Annotated in this window: 18 protein-coding genes; 8 read left to right on the top strand and 10 right to left on the bottom strand. The window is 72.2% G+C overall.

Translation table 11 applies throughout. The annotated features are described in order from the left end of the window. The 3 genes from DFJ66_RS02565 to DFJ66_RS02555 form a co-directional block, all read right to left on the bottom strand. Entirely contained in the window at nucleotides 1-453 is a 453-nt protein-coding gene (locus tag DFJ66_RS02565; RefSeq protein WP_246029540.1) for a GNAT family N-acetyltransferase, read from the bottom strand. A gap of 70 nt (nucleotides 454-523) precedes the next feature. Next, nucleotides 524-1,297 carry an SCO1664 family protein gene (locus DFJ66_RS02560; RefSeq protein ID WP_246029539.1) on the bottom strand — a complete coding sequence of 258 codons (774 nt, stop codon included), beginning with the start codon at nucleotides 1,295-1,297 and terminating at the stop codon, nucleotides 524-526. Nucleotides 1,298-1,327: 30 nt separating this feature from the next. Continuing rightward, nucleotides 1,328-1,894: a DUF3090 domain-containing protein gene (locus DFJ66_RS02555; RefSeq protein WP_121217561.1), complete on the bottom strand. Its 567-nt coding sequence runs from the start codon at nucleotides 1,892-1,894 to the stop codon at nucleotides 1,328-1,330. A 130-nt stretch (nucleotides 1,895-2,024) separates the two neighbouring features. On the opposite strand from DFJ66_RS02555, the gene DFJ66_RS02550 reads away from it, so the two are divergent. Then, a complete protein-coding gene (locus DFJ66_RS02550) occupies nucleotides 2,025-3,950 on the top strand; it encodes a dipeptidyl-peptidase 5 (RefSeq protein ID WP_121217559.1) in 1,926 nt (641 codons plus the stop codon). A gap of 175 nt (nucleotides 3,951-4,125) precedes the next feature. Beyond that, nucleotides 4,126-5,046: a S66 peptidase family protein gene (locus tag DFJ66_RS02545; RefSeq protein ID WP_246029538.1), complete on the top strand. Its 921-nt coding sequence runs from the start codon at nucleotides 4,126-4,128 to the stop codon at nucleotides 5,044-5,046. A 31-nt stretch (nucleotides 5,047-5,077) separates the two neighbouring features. Here DFJ66_RS02545 and DFJ66_RS02540 read toward each other — a convergent pair whose 3' ends face one another. After that, nucleotides 5,078-5,437 (bottom strand): hypothetical protein, encoded by a 360-nt coding sequence (locus tag DFJ66_RS02540; protein WP_121217555.1) that lies wholly within the window; start codon nucleotides 5,435-5,437, stop codon nucleotides 5,078-5,080. A 69-nt stretch (nucleotides 5,438-5,506) separates the two neighbouring features. Between DFJ66_RS02540 and DFJ66_RS02535 the strand changes: the two genes are divergently transcribed. Next, nucleotides 5,507-6,283 (top strand): glycerophosphodiester phosphodiesterase family protein, encoded by a 777-nt coding sequence (locus tag DFJ66_RS02535; RefSeq protein ID WP_121217553.1) that lies wholly within the window; start codon nucleotides 5,507-5,509, stop codon nucleotides 6,281-6,283. 64 nt (nucleotides 6,284-6,347) lie between these two features. Next, nucleotides 6,348-7,745 (top strand): MFS transporter, encoded by a 1,398-nt coding sequence (locus DFJ66_RS02530; protein WP_121217551.1) that lies wholly within the window; start codon nucleotides 6,348-6,350, stop codon nucleotides 7,743-7,745. Here DFJ66_RS02530 and DFJ66_RS02525 read toward each other — a convergent pair. Beyond that, nucleotides 7,708-8,430: a hypothetical protein gene (locus DFJ66_RS02525; protein ID WP_121217549.1), complete on the bottom strand. Its 723-nt coding sequence runs from the start codon at nucleotides 8,428-8,430 to the stop codon at nucleotides 7,708-7,710. The genes DFJ66_RS02530 and DFJ66_RS02525 overlap by 38 nt on opposite strands. Then, on the bottom strand, nucleotides 8,427-8,741 hold the full coding sequence (locus DFJ66_RS02520) for a PadR family transcriptional regulator (protein WP_121217547.1): 315 nt from the start codon (nucleotides 8,739-8,741) through the stop codon (nucleotides 8,427-8,429). The genes DFJ66_RS02525 and DFJ66_RS02520 overlap by 4 nt, the downstream gene beginning before the upstream one ends. 207 nt (nucleotides 8,742-8,948) lie before the next feature. Here DFJ66_RS02520 and DFJ66_RS02515 point away from each other — a divergent pair, with 207 nt between their 5' ends. From DFJ66_RS02515 to DFJ66_RS02505, 3 genes are all read left to right on the top strand, one after another. Continuing rightward, the gene (locus DFJ66_RS02515) at nucleotides 8,949-9,665 is read left to right on the top strand and encodes a thymidine kinase (RefSeq protein ID WP_121217545.1); all 717 of its coding nucleotides are present in this window, start codon (nucleotides 8,949-8,951) and stop codon (nucleotides 9,663-9,665) included. Between the two features lie 63 nt (nucleotides 9,666-9,728). Beyond that, nucleotides 9,729-10,199 (top strand): NUDIX hydrolase, encoded by a 471-nt coding sequence (locus DFJ66_RS02510; RefSeq protein WP_121217543.1) that lies wholly within the window; start codon nucleotides 9,729-9,731, stop codon nucleotides 10,197-10,199. A gap of 476 nt (nucleotides 10,200-10,675) precedes the next feature. Beyond that, nucleotides 10,676-11,020, top strand: a complete 345-nt coding sequence (locus DFJ66_RS02505) for an RNA polymerase-binding protein RbpA (RefSeq protein ID WP_121217541.1) — start codon at nucleotides 10,676-10,678, stop codon at nucleotides 11,018-11,020. Nucleotides 11,021-11,120: 100 nt separating this feature from the next. Here DFJ66_RS02505 and DFJ66_RS02500 read toward each other — a convergent pair whose 3' ends face one another. Continuing rightward, on the bottom strand, nucleotides 11,121-11,912 hold the full coding sequence (locus tag DFJ66_RS02500; RefSeq protein WP_121217539.1) for a polyprenol monophosphomannose synthase: 792 nt from the start codon (nucleotides 11,910-11,912) through the stop codon (nucleotides 11,121-11,123). Continuing rightward, a complete protein-coding gene (gene lnt, locus DFJ66_RS02495; protein ID WP_246029537.1) occupies nucleotides 11,887-13,494 on the bottom strand; it encodes an apolipoprotein N-acyltransferase in 1,608 nt (535 codons plus the stop codon). Before lnt ends, DFJ66_RS02500 begins: the two co-directional genes overlap by 26 nt. A gap of 229 nt (nucleotides 13,495-13,723) precedes the next feature. Here lnt and DFJ66_RS02490 point away from each other — a divergent pair, with 229 nt between their 5' ends. Further along, a complete protein-coding gene (locus DFJ66_RS02490) occupies nucleotides 13,724-13,909 on the top strand; it encodes a PspC domain-containing protein (protein ID WP_121217537.1) in 186 nt (61 codons plus the stop codon). Here DFJ66_RS02490 and DFJ66_RS02485 read toward each other — a convergent pair. Both DFJ66_RS02485 and DFJ66_RS02480 read right to left on the bottom strand, forming a co-directional pair. After that, on the bottom strand, nucleotides 13,903-14,649 hold the full coding sequence (locus tag DFJ66_RS02485; RefSeq protein ID WP_121230535.1) for a TetR/AcrR family transcriptional regulator: 747 nt from the start codon (nucleotides 14,647-14,649) through the stop codon (nucleotides 13,903-13,905). The genes DFJ66_RS02490 and DFJ66_RS02485 overlap by 7 nt on opposite strands. A gap of 10 nt (nucleotides 14,650-14,659) precedes the next feature. Beyond that, nucleotides 14,660-15,031 carry a GntR family transcriptional regulator gene (locus tag DFJ66_RS02480; RefSeq protein WP_121217535.1) on the bottom strand — a complete coding sequence of 124 codons (372 nt, stop codon included), beginning with the start codon at nucleotides 15,029-15,031 and terminating at the stop codon, nucleotides 14,660-14,662. Nucleotides 15,032-15,055 lie beyond the last annotated feature (24 nt).

Below are 15,055 nucleotides of genomic sequence, written 5' to 3'. Positions count from 1 at the left end.
TCACGCGTCGAGCCGCAAAATGAATTCCTCCACGTCCTCGCCGCGGCCCTCGGCGTAGCCGACGTCCTCGCCCACGGCGACGAAACCGCACTTGTCCAGCACGCGCAGCGACCCCAGGTTGTCCACCGCGGCCCGCGCGTAGAGGGGCCGGGTCGGGTCGAGCTTGAGGAACTCGGCGAGTGCGGCGGTGGCCAGCCCCATGCCCCAGTACTCGCGGTCGATCCAGTACGTCACCTCGGGTTCACCGAACTGGGTGAACCGCCCGATGTGGCCGACGACCCGGCCGTCGAACTCGATGGTCTTGGTGAGCACGCTGTCGTCGGCGAGGATGCGCGCCCACCGCACCAGGAACGCGGCCCGGTCGGTGGGGTCCGCCGCGCCGAAGGCCGCCATGTGGTTGGCCTCGGGGTCGAGCTGGTGCTCGAAGAACACCAGCACGTCGGCCTCGGTCACATCGCGAAGGTGAACGCCGCTCACCCACGCGATTACACCCCATCGACCACCGGGCCGCCCAGGAGAAGACTCAGAACGCGGGCCAGGGGATCGCGGGCCAGTCGTCGGAGGGCTCGGGGTAGACGCCCGCGGCCAGCAGCTTGTCCGCCCGCTCGGCCAGCGCGGCGACCTCGGCGCGGGTCAGGTGCTCGTGCAGCGCCTCGCCCAACGCGCCCGACAGCTGCTCGCGCACCACCCGCAACCCGGCGACGGCCTCCTCGGGCAGCGGCTCGCCCAGGAAACCCCACAGCACCGTGCGCAGCTTGGGGTCGCTGTGCAGGCAGATGCCGTGGTCCACGCCGTAGACCGCGCCGTCGTCGGCGTGCAGGACGTGCCCGCCCTTGCGGTCGGCGTTGTTGACCACCGCGTCGAACGCCGCCATCAGCCGCACCCGCGGGTGGTCGGCGTGCACCAGCACCGCCGGGTCGCCGTGCCGGTCGTGGGCGCGCAGCACCGCCCGCCACCCGGAGCGGACCTGGTCCACGGGGACGATGTCGACCAGGTCGTCGTCCTCCCGGGTCTCCACCCACAGCTGCACCATGCCCGGCCCGAACGGACCCGGCCGCAGCACCGTCGGCGGCACCAGCCCGAACCCGGCCGCCTGCGACACCAGGTAGGTGGCGACCTCGCGGCCGGCGAGCGTGCCGTCGGGGAAGTCCCACAGCGGCCGCTCGCCGCGCACCGGCTTGTACACGCACTGCGCGCTCACCCCGTCCAGGCTGATCGCGCAGAACAGCGTCGCGTTGGACGCGTCGACCAGCCTGCCCTCGACCTCGATCCGCCCGCGGGAGAGCAGGTCGAGCACCCCATCGTCACCGGGCCGCACGACTGCCGGTCAGCCTTCGTCCGAGCGCCGGTAGCCGTTCTGCCGCGGGCACACGTGACCGTCGGGGTCCAGCGGCTCCGAGCACAGCGGGCACGGCTTGCGGCCCGCCCGCACCACCCGGTCGGCGCGTTCGGCGAACGCCCGCGCCTCCAGGGGGCTTAGGAACACCCGCACCGCGTCCGGGCCCTCCTCGGTGTCGTCGAGGACCACCGCCTCGTCGACCTCCTCCTCGGTCATCGCCAGCAGTTCGATGACCACCGCGCGGGACTCCGCGTCCCAGCCCAGCCCCATCGTGCCGACCTTGAACTCCTCCTCCACCGGCACCGACAACGGTTCGGTGTCCCGGAGGTCCTCGGGCACCGACTCGGGCACTTCCGCCCCGAACCGCCGGTGCACCTCCTCCAGCAGCGACCCGATGCGCTCGGCGAGGACGGCGACCTGTTGCTTCTCCAGCGCCACGCTCACCAGGCGCGCCTCTTCGGCCGCCTGCAGGTAGAACGTGCGCTCGCCAGGCTGCCCGACGGTCCCGGCTACGAACCGGTCGGGTTGGCGGAATACGTGGATGACGCGTGCCATGACACCAACGACCCTAGGCCACCGGGACAAGATCGGCAGCCCTCCCCCGGGTTTTCCGTCATCTGTGGAGCCCGCGGCGCGCCCGATCGGCGCTGACCGGCCCGACCACCACCGCTATAGGGTCGCGGGCGTGGTGAAGATCGCACCGTACGGAACGTGGACATCGCCCATCGCCGCGGCCGACGCCGCCGCGGCCGGAGGCGGCCTGCACTGGGTGGACCTGCACGCCGGTCGCGCCTGGTGGGCGGAGGGACGACCCGCCGAGGGCGGACGGGTGGCGCTGGTCCGCGAGGGCCGCGACCTGCTGCCGCCGCCGTGGAACGTGCGCAACCGCGTCCACGAGTACGGCGGGCGGCCCTGGGTGGTGCTCGACACCGCCGACGGTCCGCGCGTGGCCTTCACCAACTGGGACGACCAGCGCGTCTACCTGTTCGACCCCGACGCGGCGCGGCCCGACCCGGTGCCCATCACCGACGCGCCCGCCCGCCACCACGGCGTCCGCTACGCCGACCTGACCGCCGGACCCGCGGGTACCGAGGTGTGGTGCGTGCGCGAGACCGTCACCGGCGACAAGCGCACCGACATCCGCCGCGACCTGGTCGCCATCCCCGTGGACGGCTCCGCGCCCCGCGTGCTGGCCGCCAGCCACCACTTCATGACCGGCCCGCGCCTGTCCCCGGACGGCACCCGGTTCGCCTGGATCGGCTGGGACCACCCGAACATGCCCTGGGACGGCACCGAGCTGTGCGTGGCCGACGTGGGGTCCAGCGAGCACCGGGTCGTGGCGGGCGGACCGCAGGAAGCGGTGTGCCAGGTCGAGTGGGACGGGCCGGACCTGCTCGCCCTCACCGACCCCGACGGCTGGTGGAACCTGTTCCGCATCACCCCGGACGGGACGAAGACCAACCTCGCGCCGTGCGAGGAGGAACTGGGCGGGCCGATGTGGCGGCTCGGGAACCGCTGGTTCGCCCCCCTCGGCGGCGGACGCCACCTCGTCCTGCGCTCCGGCGCCCTCGCCGTGCTCGACGAACGCACCGGCACCGTCACCGACGTCGACAACGACCTGCCCGTGTGGGGCGCCCACCTGGCCACGCACGACGGGATCGTGGTCAGCAGCGCCGCCGGCCCCCGCGAGGAAGCCGCCGTCGTGCGCCTGGACCTGTCCACCGGCGAGCTGACCCGCCTCACCGAGCCCCCCGCCGCCCTACCCCCGGCCGACTACCTGCCCGTGCCCGCCGAACGCGTCTTCACCGGCCCCGACGGGCAGGACGTCCCCGCCTACGTCTACCCGCCCACCAACCCCGACTACGCGGGCCCCGACGACGAGCGACCCCCGTACGTCGTGCACGTCCACGGCGGACCCACCGGCCGCAGCGCCCCCGTCCTCGACGTCGACATCGCCTACCTCACCAGCCGCGGCATCGGCGTCGTCGCGGTCAACTACGGCGGCTCCACCGGCTACGGCCGCGCCTTCCGCGAACGGCTGCGCGGCCAGTGGGGCGTGGTGGACGTCAACGACTGCGCCGCCGTGGCCCAAGCCCTCGCCGACGAAGGCACCGCCGACCCCACCCGCCTCGGGATCCGCGGCGGCAGCGCCGGCGGCTGGACCTCCGCCGCCTCGATGACCTCGGTCAAGACCTACCGGTGCGGCATGGTCGCCTTCCCCATCCTGGACCTGCGCGGCTGGACCGGCGACGGCGGCGAGACCCACGACTTCGAGTCCCGGTACGTCGAAGGCCTCGTCGGCCCCTGGCCCCAGGCCGCCGACCTGTACGCCGAACGCTCCCCCTCCCACCGCGTGGACCGCCTGGCCGGCCCCGTCCTGCTGCTGCAGGGCCTGGAGGACGAGATCTGCCCACCCGAACAGGCCGACCGGTTCGTCGCGGCACTGGACGGCACCGGCATCCACCACGCCTACCTGACCTTCGAGGGCGAACAACACGGGTTCCGCAAAGCCGAGTCCATCATCGCCGCGCTGGAGGCCGAACTGTCCTTCTACGGCCAGGTCTTCGGCTTCACCCCACCCGACGTCCCCGTCCTCCCCCTGCGCCGGTGACCCACCCCCGATGACACTCGAGACCGACCCGACGCCCGCCGGCCACACCCCGGCGGGCGCACCCCACCCGACGGCAACCCCTCCGCCCGCCGCACGCCCACCGCTGTCGTACCCGCGTGGGACACTGGCGTCGGGGGCCGGAGGCCGCCCCCTGGAACCCTCGGGGGAGCGCGCGTTGCGACTGGTCCACTCCGCACCCACCACCAGCCACGACCACCCCACCCCCGAACCAAACCGGGACCACCGCGACGGCCTGCTGCGCGCCGGCGACCGCGTCGCGATCGTCGCACCCGCCGGCCCCGTCGCCCCCGGCATGCTCCGCGCCGGCACCGCCTGGCTGGAAGCCTGGGGACTGGAAGTCGTGCACGGCAAGCACGTCACCGACACCCACCCGACCCTGCCCCACCTCGCCGGCACCGACGCCGACCGCGCCGCCGACCTCACCGACGCCTGGACCGACCCGTCCACCACCGCCGTCTTCGCCGCCCGCGGCGGCTACGGCACCCAACGCGTCCTCGACCTGATCGACTGGGACGCCATCGCCCAAGCCGGCCCCAAGATCTTCGTCGGCTCCAGCGACACCACCGCCCTGCACGACCGCCTCAACCGCCTCGGCCTGCGCACCTGGTTCGGCCCCATGCCCGCCACCCGCGCCTTCGTCCACGACGGCCCGGCCCGCGACCACCTGCGCAAAGCCCTGTTCACCGGCGACACCGGCCCCCTGCGCGGCACCACCGTCGTCCCCGGCACCGCCACCGGACCCGCCACCGGCGGCACCCTCAGCCTCCTGGACACCCCACCGCCACCCGGCTCGATCGCGTGGCTCGAGGACGTCGGCGAACAGCCCTACCGCCTCGACCGCCTGCTCACCGCGCTGCTGCGCCAGGGCTGGTTCGACCAGGTCGCCGGCATCGTCCTGGGCTCCTTCACCGACTGCGGCGACCACGCCGACGTCCACGCCGTCCTGCACGACCGCCTGGCCCACCTCGGCGTCCCCATCACCGCCGACATCCCCTTCGGACACTGCGCCGCCCAACGCACCATCCCCCTGGGCACCACCGTCCACCTCGACAACGGCACCATCACCACGGCGTAGCGAACCCGGCGCAGCCCCGCCGGGACCAGGCTCAGCGCAACCGCTCCAGGCTCCGCGCCGCCTCCACCAACTCCTCCGCCAACCGCCGCAGCTCAGCCCGCCCCGCACCGTCGGCCGCCGCCGTCGCCACGTCCTCCGCCGCGCACCGCACCTGGAACAACCGGTCCTGCAGGTCCGCCAACTCACCCGAGGACAACACCACCGCGTCCTCCGGCAACCCGCCCCGCTGCACCGCCGCCCGCCGCTCGTAAGCCCGCTGCCGGCACGGCTGCGCGCAGTACCGCCGCGGCCGACCGATCCGACCGCTGTCGGGCAGACGACGACCACACCAGGCGCAGTGCCTGGCCTCCTCCCGGCGCGGCACCGCGGCCTCCCCGGTCACCAACTCCATGACGCGCGACCGTATCCGGCTACCCACCGGTCACCGAAGCGCCACGCCGCCAAGGCAGACTCTCCCGCTGTGACCACGAACCACCCCTACCTCTCCGGACCCCACCCCCGGGCCTTCGCCCACCGCGGCTGGCACCTCGACGACCTCACCGGCATGGAGAACTCCCTCGCCGCGTTCCGCCGCGCCACCGCCGAAGGCTTCCACTACCTGGAGACCGACGTGCACGCCACCTCCGACGGGGTGGTCGTGGTCCACCACGACGACGTCCTCGACCGCACCACCGACGCCACCGGCCCCGTCGCCACCCAACCCTGGTCGGCCGTCAAGAAAGCCAACGTCGGCGGCCGCGAACCCATCACCCGCCTGCAAGACCTCCTCGAGGAACTCCCCGACGCCAAGATCAACATCGACGTCAAGTCCGACCACGCCGTCGACCCCGTCATCACCCTCCTGCGCCGCACCAACAGCCTCCACCGCGTCTGCCTCGCCTCCTTCAGCGACAAACGCCTCGCCCGCCTGCGCCGCCTCGCCGGACCCGACCTCATGACCAGCATGGGACCCCGCTCCGCAGGCGCCCTCTGGGCCGCCGGCCGCATCCCCCTCATCGGCCTGCCCGTCGCCGGCCTCATCGCCCAAGTCCCCGCCACCCAAGGCCGCCTCACCGTCGTCGACCCCCGCTTCGTCCGCGCCGCCCACCGCCGCGGCCTCGAAGTCCACGTCTGGACCATCGACGACGAGCACGACATGACCCACCTGCTCGACATCGGCGTCGACGGCCTGGTCACCGACCGCCCCGACCGCCTCCGCGACGTCCTGCGCGCCCGCGACCAATGGCCCTCCACCTGAACTTCACAACAGGTTGGGACGTGATCACCACAACCAGCCGACCGGGGAAGTACAGTCCGCCCCCATGAGCGTGGCCGACACCCCAGCACCCGCGATCGACCGCAAACGGGAACAACGCGGATGGGTCTGGTACGACTGGGCGAACCAGGTCTTCACGACCTCCGTCATCACGGTGTTCCTCTCCGGCTACCTCACGGCCGTGGCCAAACAGGCCGCCCGCGAGGACACCGCCCACAACGGCCCCGACGCCTGCGCCACCAGCTCACTGCAGCAGTGCGACATCAGCGCCTTCGGCGCCCACTTCCCCGCCGGCTCCCTCTGGGGCTACCTGCTGTCCATCGCCACCGTCGTCCAGGTCGTCGTCCTGCCCGTCATGGGCGCCATCGCCGACCGCACCCAGAACAAACGCGCCATGCTCGGCGGCCTCGCCTTCACCGGCGCCACCGCCACCGCCGCCCTCGCCCTCGTCGCCGGCAGCAACTGGCAACTCGGCGTCGTCCTGTTCATCCTCGCCAACATCTGCTACGGCGCCTCGATCGTCGTCTACTACGCCTTCCTCCCCGAGATCGCCACCCCCGACGAACGCGACGCCGTCTCCAGCCGCGGCTGGGCCTTCGGCTACCTCGGCGGCGGCCTCGCCCTCGCCGTCCACCTCGGACTCTTCCTCGGCCACGACGCCCTCGGCCTGTCCGAAGCCGCCGCCGTCCGCATCGCCTTCGTCCTCTCGGGCATCTGGTGGGCCGCCTTCACCTTCATCCCGCTGACCCGCCTCAAGCGCCACCAACAACCCCACGGCGGCGAATCCGGCGCCTCGGTCATCCGCGCCGGGTTCAAAGAGCTCGGCCAGACCATGCGCATGGCCCTGGGCTTCCCCCTCACCCTGGCGTTCCTGGGCACCTACCTCATCTACACCGACGGCATCGCCACCGTCGCCAACGTCTCCGCCCAGTACGGCCGCGACGAACTCAAACTCGACGAAACCGTCCTGATCGCCACCATCCTCATCGTCCAGTTCGTCGCCTTCGGCGGCGCCGTCCTGCACGGCTGGATGGCCAAGCGGTGGGGCGCCAAGCGCACCATCATGATCAGCCTCGTCGTCTGGATCCTCGTCATCGGCGCCGCCTACTTCGTCCAAGCCGGACAGCAGTTCCAGTTCTACGGCCTCGCCGTGGGCATCGGCCTGGTCCTCGGCGGCACCAACGCCCTGTCCCGATCCCTGTTCTCCCAGATGATCCCGCCCGGCCGCGAAGCCCAGTACTTCAGCCTCTACGAAGTCGGCGAACGCTCCACCTCCTGGCTCGGACCCCTCGTCTTCGCCGGCGTCGGCCAGGCCACCGGCTCCTTCCGGCTCGCCATCATCAGCCTCGTGGTCTTCTTCGTCATCGGCTTCGTCCTGATGATCTTCGTCCCGGTCCGCAAGGCCATCAGCGCGTCGGGGAACCCGCTGCCCGCCAAGGTCTGAACCCCACCACCACACCCGCGGTCACCACCGCCGCCGCCCCGAACGCCACCGGCGACAACGGCACCACCACACCCCACACCGCACCCGACCCGAGCCCCGCCACCACGGCCGCCCACCACCGCGCCCGAGGCACCGGCGGGGCTTCGCGGTGCCACCCCACCACCACCGCCACCGTCGTCACGCACGACAACCCGACCGGCACCAACGCCCACGGACCCTGCGCGAACACCACCGCCTGCACTGCCAGCACACCCGCAGCGGCCTTCACCGCACCCCACTGCCGCACCGCCACCCCGACCACCGCCACGGCCACCAACGCGTCGAACCACCACCCCCACGCCCCACCGAACCGCACCAACGACCCCAGCCCCTGCCCGACCAGCACCACCTGCCCCAACAACCCGGCCAACGCCACCAGCCGCACCACCACCCCGGCCCGCCGCGCCACCCCGAACCGCACCCGCACCGCCAGGTCCAGCGTCGCCCACACCTCACCCCACCCCGGCCACCCGTGCTCCAGGTCCAACTCCCCCGACGCGGCCGTGTCGGCGCGGTCGGCCAGGAAGATCCCGACCATCTCCTCCTCCCGCCCCGCCCGGTACCAGGCAGGCAGGACCCGCAACAACCGCCGGTAACGCCGCTCCAGGCTCGAGCCCGCCCCCGGCTCCACGCCGCCCGCCCTCACTTCGCCTCCCGGGCCCGCAGCACCGCCGAAGCGGCCCGCACGTTCGCCGACATCCGCGCCACCTCCGCGCTCAACGCCCGCACCCCGGCATCGGTCAACCGGTAGTAGCGCCGCAACCGACCCTGGTGCACCTCCTCGCGATCCCGCTCCGCCAACCCCTCGGCCACCAACCGGTCCAACACCCCGTACAACGTCCCGACCCGCAACCGCGTCCGCCCCTCCGACAGCGTCTCCACCGCCTGCACGATCGCGTACCCGTGCAACGGCTCACCCGCCAACGCGGTCAGCACCAGGAACGCCTGCTCAGACATACCTCTCACGCCGCAGGTTATATCGCAAAGCGGTATATGCGCGCCAGCGGAGCATCTCTCAGGTCAGAGCGGGCTTGTGGCCGAGGATGATCTGCGAGACCGGACCAGTCGGGAAGTCACACCTTCGGGTGACACTGAAGCTATTGACAGCACTGAACTTGTTCATGTGCGCATACACCCTCACGGCTACCACTAAGGTGGCCCGCCGTGGAGCCGACGAACCCCAGCACAGACCCCACCGACGCCCTGTCCTCGGTACCCGCCGCCGGCGCGCGCCGCGGCGTCACCCCCACCGGCAGGCTCCGGTTCTTCTTCGGCCCCATGGACTGCGGCAAGTCCACCCTCGCCCTGCAGATCGACCACAACCAGGCCCGCCAGGGCCGCAGCGGCCTGCTCCTGGTCCGCCACGACCGCTCCGGCACCCCCAGCATCACCAGCCGCATGGGCCTGGCCCGCCGCGCCATCGAGGTCCACGAGGACATGGACCTGTGCACCCTCGTGCGCACCCACTGGTCCCAGGGCACCCGCGTCGACTACCTCATCGTCGACGAAGCCCAGTTCCTCCACCCCGCCCAGGTCGACCAGCTCGCCGAACTCGCCGACGACGCCCAGCTCGACGTCTACTGCTTCGGCCTGGCCACCGACTTCCGCAGCACCCTGTTCCCCGGCTCCGCACGGCTGTTCGAACTGGCCGACGAGCTCAACGCCATCCAGGTCGAGGTCCTGTGCTGGTGCGGCCACCCCGGCCGCTTCAACGCCCGCGTCCACGACGGCGACGTCGTCCGGGCGGGCGACACCGTCCTGGTCGCCGACACCGCCGCCACCACCGAGGAAGTCCGCTACCAGGTCCTGTGCCGCCGCCACTACCGCACCGGCGACCTCGGCCCCACCGCCGTCGACAGCCGCCAACTCAGCCTCACCTGAGGCCGCGCGCCGGAGCGCACTCCCGCCACACCCCTCCCCCGCCGCACCCGGCACACTGATCACGTGACCGGGAAGACCAGCGCGGGCATCCTGCTGTACCGCGCCACCGCCGACGGCCTGGAAGTGCTCATCGGACACATGGGCGGCCCGTTCTGGGCCCGCAAGGACGCCGGCGCCTGGTCCATCCCCAAGGGCGAACCCGACGGCGACGAGCCCCTGACCGACACCGCCCGCCGCGAGTTCACCGAGGAGCTCGGCCTGCCCGTCCCCGAGGGCGAGCTGCGCCCGCTGGGGCACGTCCGCCAGTCCGGCGGCAAGACGGTCCACGTGTGGGCCCTGGAAGGCGATCTGGACCCCGAACGGGTGGTTCCGGGCACCTTCACCCTCGAGCACCCCAAGGGCACCTTCCGCGAGTACCCGGAGGTCGACCGCGTCGCCTGGGTGCCCCTCGCGCAGGCCCGTCCCAAGCTGGTCACCGCCCAACGCGAGTTCCTCGACCGGCTGCGCGACGCGCTGACCAGCGACGATCTCTAAGTCCACACTGAAATCACTAATCGGAACAAATTCCCCGCACAACGTTTGGGTGCGGGCCGACCGGGTGACCCTGCTTCGGCAACCGCCACGGAGCACGTCGGTGACGACACGCAGCGTCGCCGAATCCGCGAAAACCGCCGAAATGACAGAGAGTGACCACACAAGCGATGCCAGTCACTACCAGCGAGTTAAACCCGAGTTAACATCGCCCTGCGTGTTCGGTCTAAGCTGTCGCAGCCGCACACTTTCTGCCGGAACTACTCCATCGGAGTGATGAAGTAGCCCGACAGCTTGATAACGCGTCACGATCTCGCCGCGATTGCATCCCTTAGGAGGAAGCCTTCGTTGACGAGTGAAAGACGTCACTGTGGGCGACCATGACCGTGACGCCGGGAACGAACGGAGCAGTCCGATCGTTGCACTCGGTGAGCAACACCGCCTGGGCCCCGGCCCTGAGCCGAGCGAAAGGAACCGCCATGGCCGACCGCGTTCTACGGGGTAGCCGGCTCGGAGCAGTCAGCTACGAGACCGACCGCAATCACGACCTCGCCCCGCGCCGGTCGGTGCGGTACGCCTGCCCCAAGGGCCACGACTTCGAGGTGCCGTTCTCCGACGACGCCGAGATCCCCCACACCTGGGAGTGCCGCCTGCACGGCCAGGAGTCCAAGATCATCGACGGTGCCGAGCCGGAGGCCAAGAAGGTCAAGCCGCCGCGCACGCACTGGGACATGCTGCTGGAACGCCGCTCCATCCCCGAGCTGGAGGAGCTGCTGGACGAGCGGCTGGAGGAGCTGAGGGGTCGGCGCACCCGCACCGCCTGACACCCGCCACACGACGCGAAGGGGGCCTCCGGACGAACCGGAGGCCCCCTTTTGGCACACCCGCCGACCCGGACGCGCGCAGCGCCGCCCAGGAGCGGCGTCAGCGGCGCGAGCCGGCCTTCGTCTTCGGCGCGAACAGGTCCCGCAGCTGCGTGTAACGGCGGCGCAGGCCCCACTTGGTCACGCGCAGCAACGCCTCGCGCACGATGTTGCCGCTCATCTTCGACTCGCCGAGCTCGCGCTCAGTGAACGTGATCGGCACCTCGACCACCCGGTGGCCCAGCTCGATCGTGCGCCACGCCAGGTCGATCTGGAAGCAGTAGCCCTGCGAGGCCACCGTGTCCAGCTTCAGCTCGCGCAGCACGTTCGCCCGGAACGCCCGGAACCCGCCGGTGATGTCCTTGACCGACGTGCCCAGCGCGACCTGCGAGAACACGTTGCCGCCGCGCGAGATCAGCTGCCGGTGCCACGGCCAGTTCACCGTGGAGCCGCCCGGCACGTACCGGGAGCCCAGCACCAGGTCCGCGTCGCGCAGCGCGTCCAGCAGCCGCGGCAGGTCCTCCGGCGCGTGCGAGCCGTCGGCGTCCATCTCCACCACGACCTCGTAGCCGTGGTCCAGCGCCCAGTGGAAGCCCGCCACGTAGGCGGCGCCCAGACCGGCCTTCTCCGTGCGGTGCAGCACGTGCACCCGGTCGTCCGCGGCGGCCATCTCGTCGGCCAGCTGACCCGTGCCGTCCGGGCTGCCGTCGTCGACCACGAGCGCGTGCACCTTCGGCAGGGCCGCGTGCAGCCGCTTCACGATCTTCCCGATGTTGTCCCGCTCGTTGTAGGTCGGGATCACCACCAGCACCGGCCCGAGCTCGCGGTCAGGCTGCGCCTGCTGGTCCGCCATCCGTTTCCTCCTCGCCGACACCCGCACCAGGGGTCGGACGCGATCCTCGTCGTTTCACTGTCAAGCCGAACGCCACGGCCAGAAGGCCCAGGGCGGTCATCACCCACTCGGGCCAAGCGCCGAGCCGGGTGGCCAGCGTAGCCTCCCCGCGCAGCGGCAGCTCCGCGACCAGTGCGTCGGGGGTGAACAAACCAGTCCGGCGGGTGACCGAGCCGTCGGGCGCCACGATGGCGCTGACCCCGCTGGTGGCCGCCACGACCACCGCTTTCCCGTGCTCCACGGCCCGCACGCGGGACATCGCGAGCTGCTGGTAGGTCATCTCGGTGAAGCCGAACGTGGCGTTGTTGGTCGGGATGGCGATCAGGTTCGCCCCCGCCGTGATCGAGTCGCGCACCACACCGTCGAACGCGACCTCGTAGCAGGTGTCGATCGCCACCTTCGCCGGGCCCATGGTGAACCCCTCGGGGTCCGAGCCCGGCTGGAACACCCCCGCCCGGTCCACGGTCTTGGAGAAGATCCGGAAGAACTCCCGGTAGGGCATGGTCTCGCCGAAGGGCTGGAGCTGCCGCTTGGTATAGGTGTCGACCGGGCCGCGCTCGGGGTCCCACAGCACCACGGTGTTGCGCGGCAGGTTGTCCGACTTGTCGACGACCACCGCGCCCACCGCGATGGGGGCCTTGATCGCGCGGGCGGCCCGGTCGATCTGGGCGGCGGCGTCGACGTTGCGGAACGGGTCGATGTCGGAGGAGTTCTCCGGCCAGATCACCACGTCCGGCTGCCGCTCCCGACCCGCCTTGACCGCCTCGGCCAGCTCGATCGTGCGCTTGACGTGGTTGTCCAGCACGGCGCGGCGCTGGGAGTTGAAGTCCAGGCCGGCGCGCGGCACGTTGCCCTGGATCGCCGCCACCACGACCGTGCCCTGGTCGGGCGCGGTGCCCACCAGCGGCGTCGCGGCCAGGCCCAGGGCCAGCGGCAGCACCACCAGCGGCGCGCCGAGCTTCCAGTCGCGGCCCAGGTGGGCCAGGCCGAAGCCGGTCAGCGCGACGGCGAACCCGATCAGCGGGGCGCCGCCCAGCGCGGCCAGCGGCAGGTACCAGCCCTCCGGCTGACCGAACGCGATCTTGCCCCACGGGAACCCGCCGAAGGGGAACACGCTGCGCAGGTGCTCGTCGGCCACCCACAGCAGCGCCATCCACAGCGGCGCGCCCGGCAGCGTGGACACCCGCGCCATGAACGCCGCGCCCAGGCCGATGAACAGCGCGCACACCAGCGCCAGCGGCAGCCACGCGATCAGGCCGACGAACTCGCCGGTCCAGCGCAGCAGCGGGACCATGAACCCCAGCCCCCACACCAGCCCGAGCCCGAAGCCCGCGCGCATCTTCCGCCCGTGCAGCAGCACGCCCAGCACGGCGAACCCGATCGGGGCCAGCCACCACAGCGTGCGCGGCGGGAAGCTGAGGAACACCAGTCCCCCGCCGGCGGCCGCGAGCACGATCCTCAGCAGGGTGCCCCGCACGTCCCGGCGGCGGGTGGGGGGCGTGTCGGCGGCGGAGGTGTCCGGCGCCACGGGAGGTGCGACCACGCCGACCAGCCTACGAGGCCGCCTGCCTGGGCCGACACCGGCCACCGAGATCACCTCCACGAGTGCTGGGGACGCGCGGGCCCACGTCGGGTTGGGACGTGCGGGCGGGGCGCGGGTTGCGCGCGGGTGAGGCGGATCTCCCGCCCCTGGCCCCGGTCGGTCACCGGTCCGGGTGGGGTTCAGGGTTCCCACCGATGCGAGGGGTGCTCGGCCGGCGGATCGTGGAGTCATGACCACGTTGACCAGGCCCCAGAACCAGCGCGTGATCGCCGGCGTGTGCGCGGGACTGGCCGCCCGCTTCGGCTGGAAGCCGAACACGGTGCGGCTGCTGTTCCTGCTGTCCTGCCTGCTGCCGGGACCGCAGTTCGTGATCTACCTCGTGCTGTGGGTGATGATGCCCAAGCGCCCCTACTGACCTTCCCGGTCGCGCGAGCGCACCAGCGCCTCCACCCCGTCGAGCACGCGTTCCAGCCCGAACTCGAACGCGTGCTCCCCCGAGTAGGCCGCTCCGTGCGCCTGCCCCGCCGCCGCGCCCACCCGGGCCGCCAGCGGGAACCGCGCCGGGTCGAACACCGCGGCCAGGACCGGCCCGGCGGCGGCCCACCACTGCTCGTCGGTCAGCCCGGTGCGCTGCTCGACCCGGTCCGCCTCGACCGCGAGCCGCGCCGCCGCCCGGACGTGCCCCAGCACGAGCGTGAGCACGGCGTCCATCTCCACGTCGGTCAACCCGATCCCGTCGACCGCGCGCAGCTCGAAGTCGTACTTGGCGGCGACCCCCGGCCCCAGCACCGCCCGGTGCCCGGGGACCTCCAGCAGCCACGGGTGGCGCAGGCACAGCGCCCAGTTCTCCCGTGCCACGTGCGCCAGCCTCGGCCGCCACCCGCCGGGAACGTCCTCGCGGCTGGTCTCGGCGCTGACCGTGTCCACCATGACGTCGACCAGTTCGGCCTTGCCGGGCACGTGGGTGTAGAGCGACATCGTGCCCACGCCGAGCTTGTCGGCGACCCGCCGCATCGACAGCGCCTGGAGCCCTTCGGCGTCGGCCAGCTCGACCGCGGCGGCCACGATCCGGTCCAGCCCGAGTCCCTTGCGCGGCACGCCGGTGCGCCACAGCACCGCGAGGGTGCGCGCCGGGTCGCTGCGTTCGGTCGCCACCCGCGCCACCCTACTGATCAGCCGCCGACCGGTCGGCGAGGGCCGCGCGCACGATCTCCAGCGCTTCCTCGGCCGTGAGCCCCTGCTCCCGGGCCGTGGCCGCGTACGAGCGGGCGGCCCGCAACACCCGCTCCCGGCTGCGCTCGCCCGCCGCGCTGACCACGGTCCCGGCTCTACCGCGGGTCTCGATGAGACCCGCCTCCTCCAGCTCCCGGTAGGCGCGGGCCACGGTGTTCACCGCGATGCCCAGTTCGGCGGCGAGGGCCCGCACGGTGGGCAGTCGCGTGCCCACGGCCAACTCGCGCTCGGTGATCTTGCGCGCGAACTGGGACCGCACCTGCTCGAAGGGCGGCACGGAGGAGTCCGGGTCGAGGCTGATCACGCGTCGATGGTGGCAGACCCCGAC

The organism is Saccharothrix variisporea (assembly GCF_003634995.1).
GTDB classification, from domain to species: domain Bacteria; phylum Actinomycetota; class Actinomycetes; order Mycobacteriales; family Pseudonocardiaceae; genus Actinosynnema; species Actinosynnema variisporeum.
The sequence above is the reverse complement of the archived record's forward strand: the minus strand, read 5'-3'. Positions and strand labels throughout refer to the sequence as shown.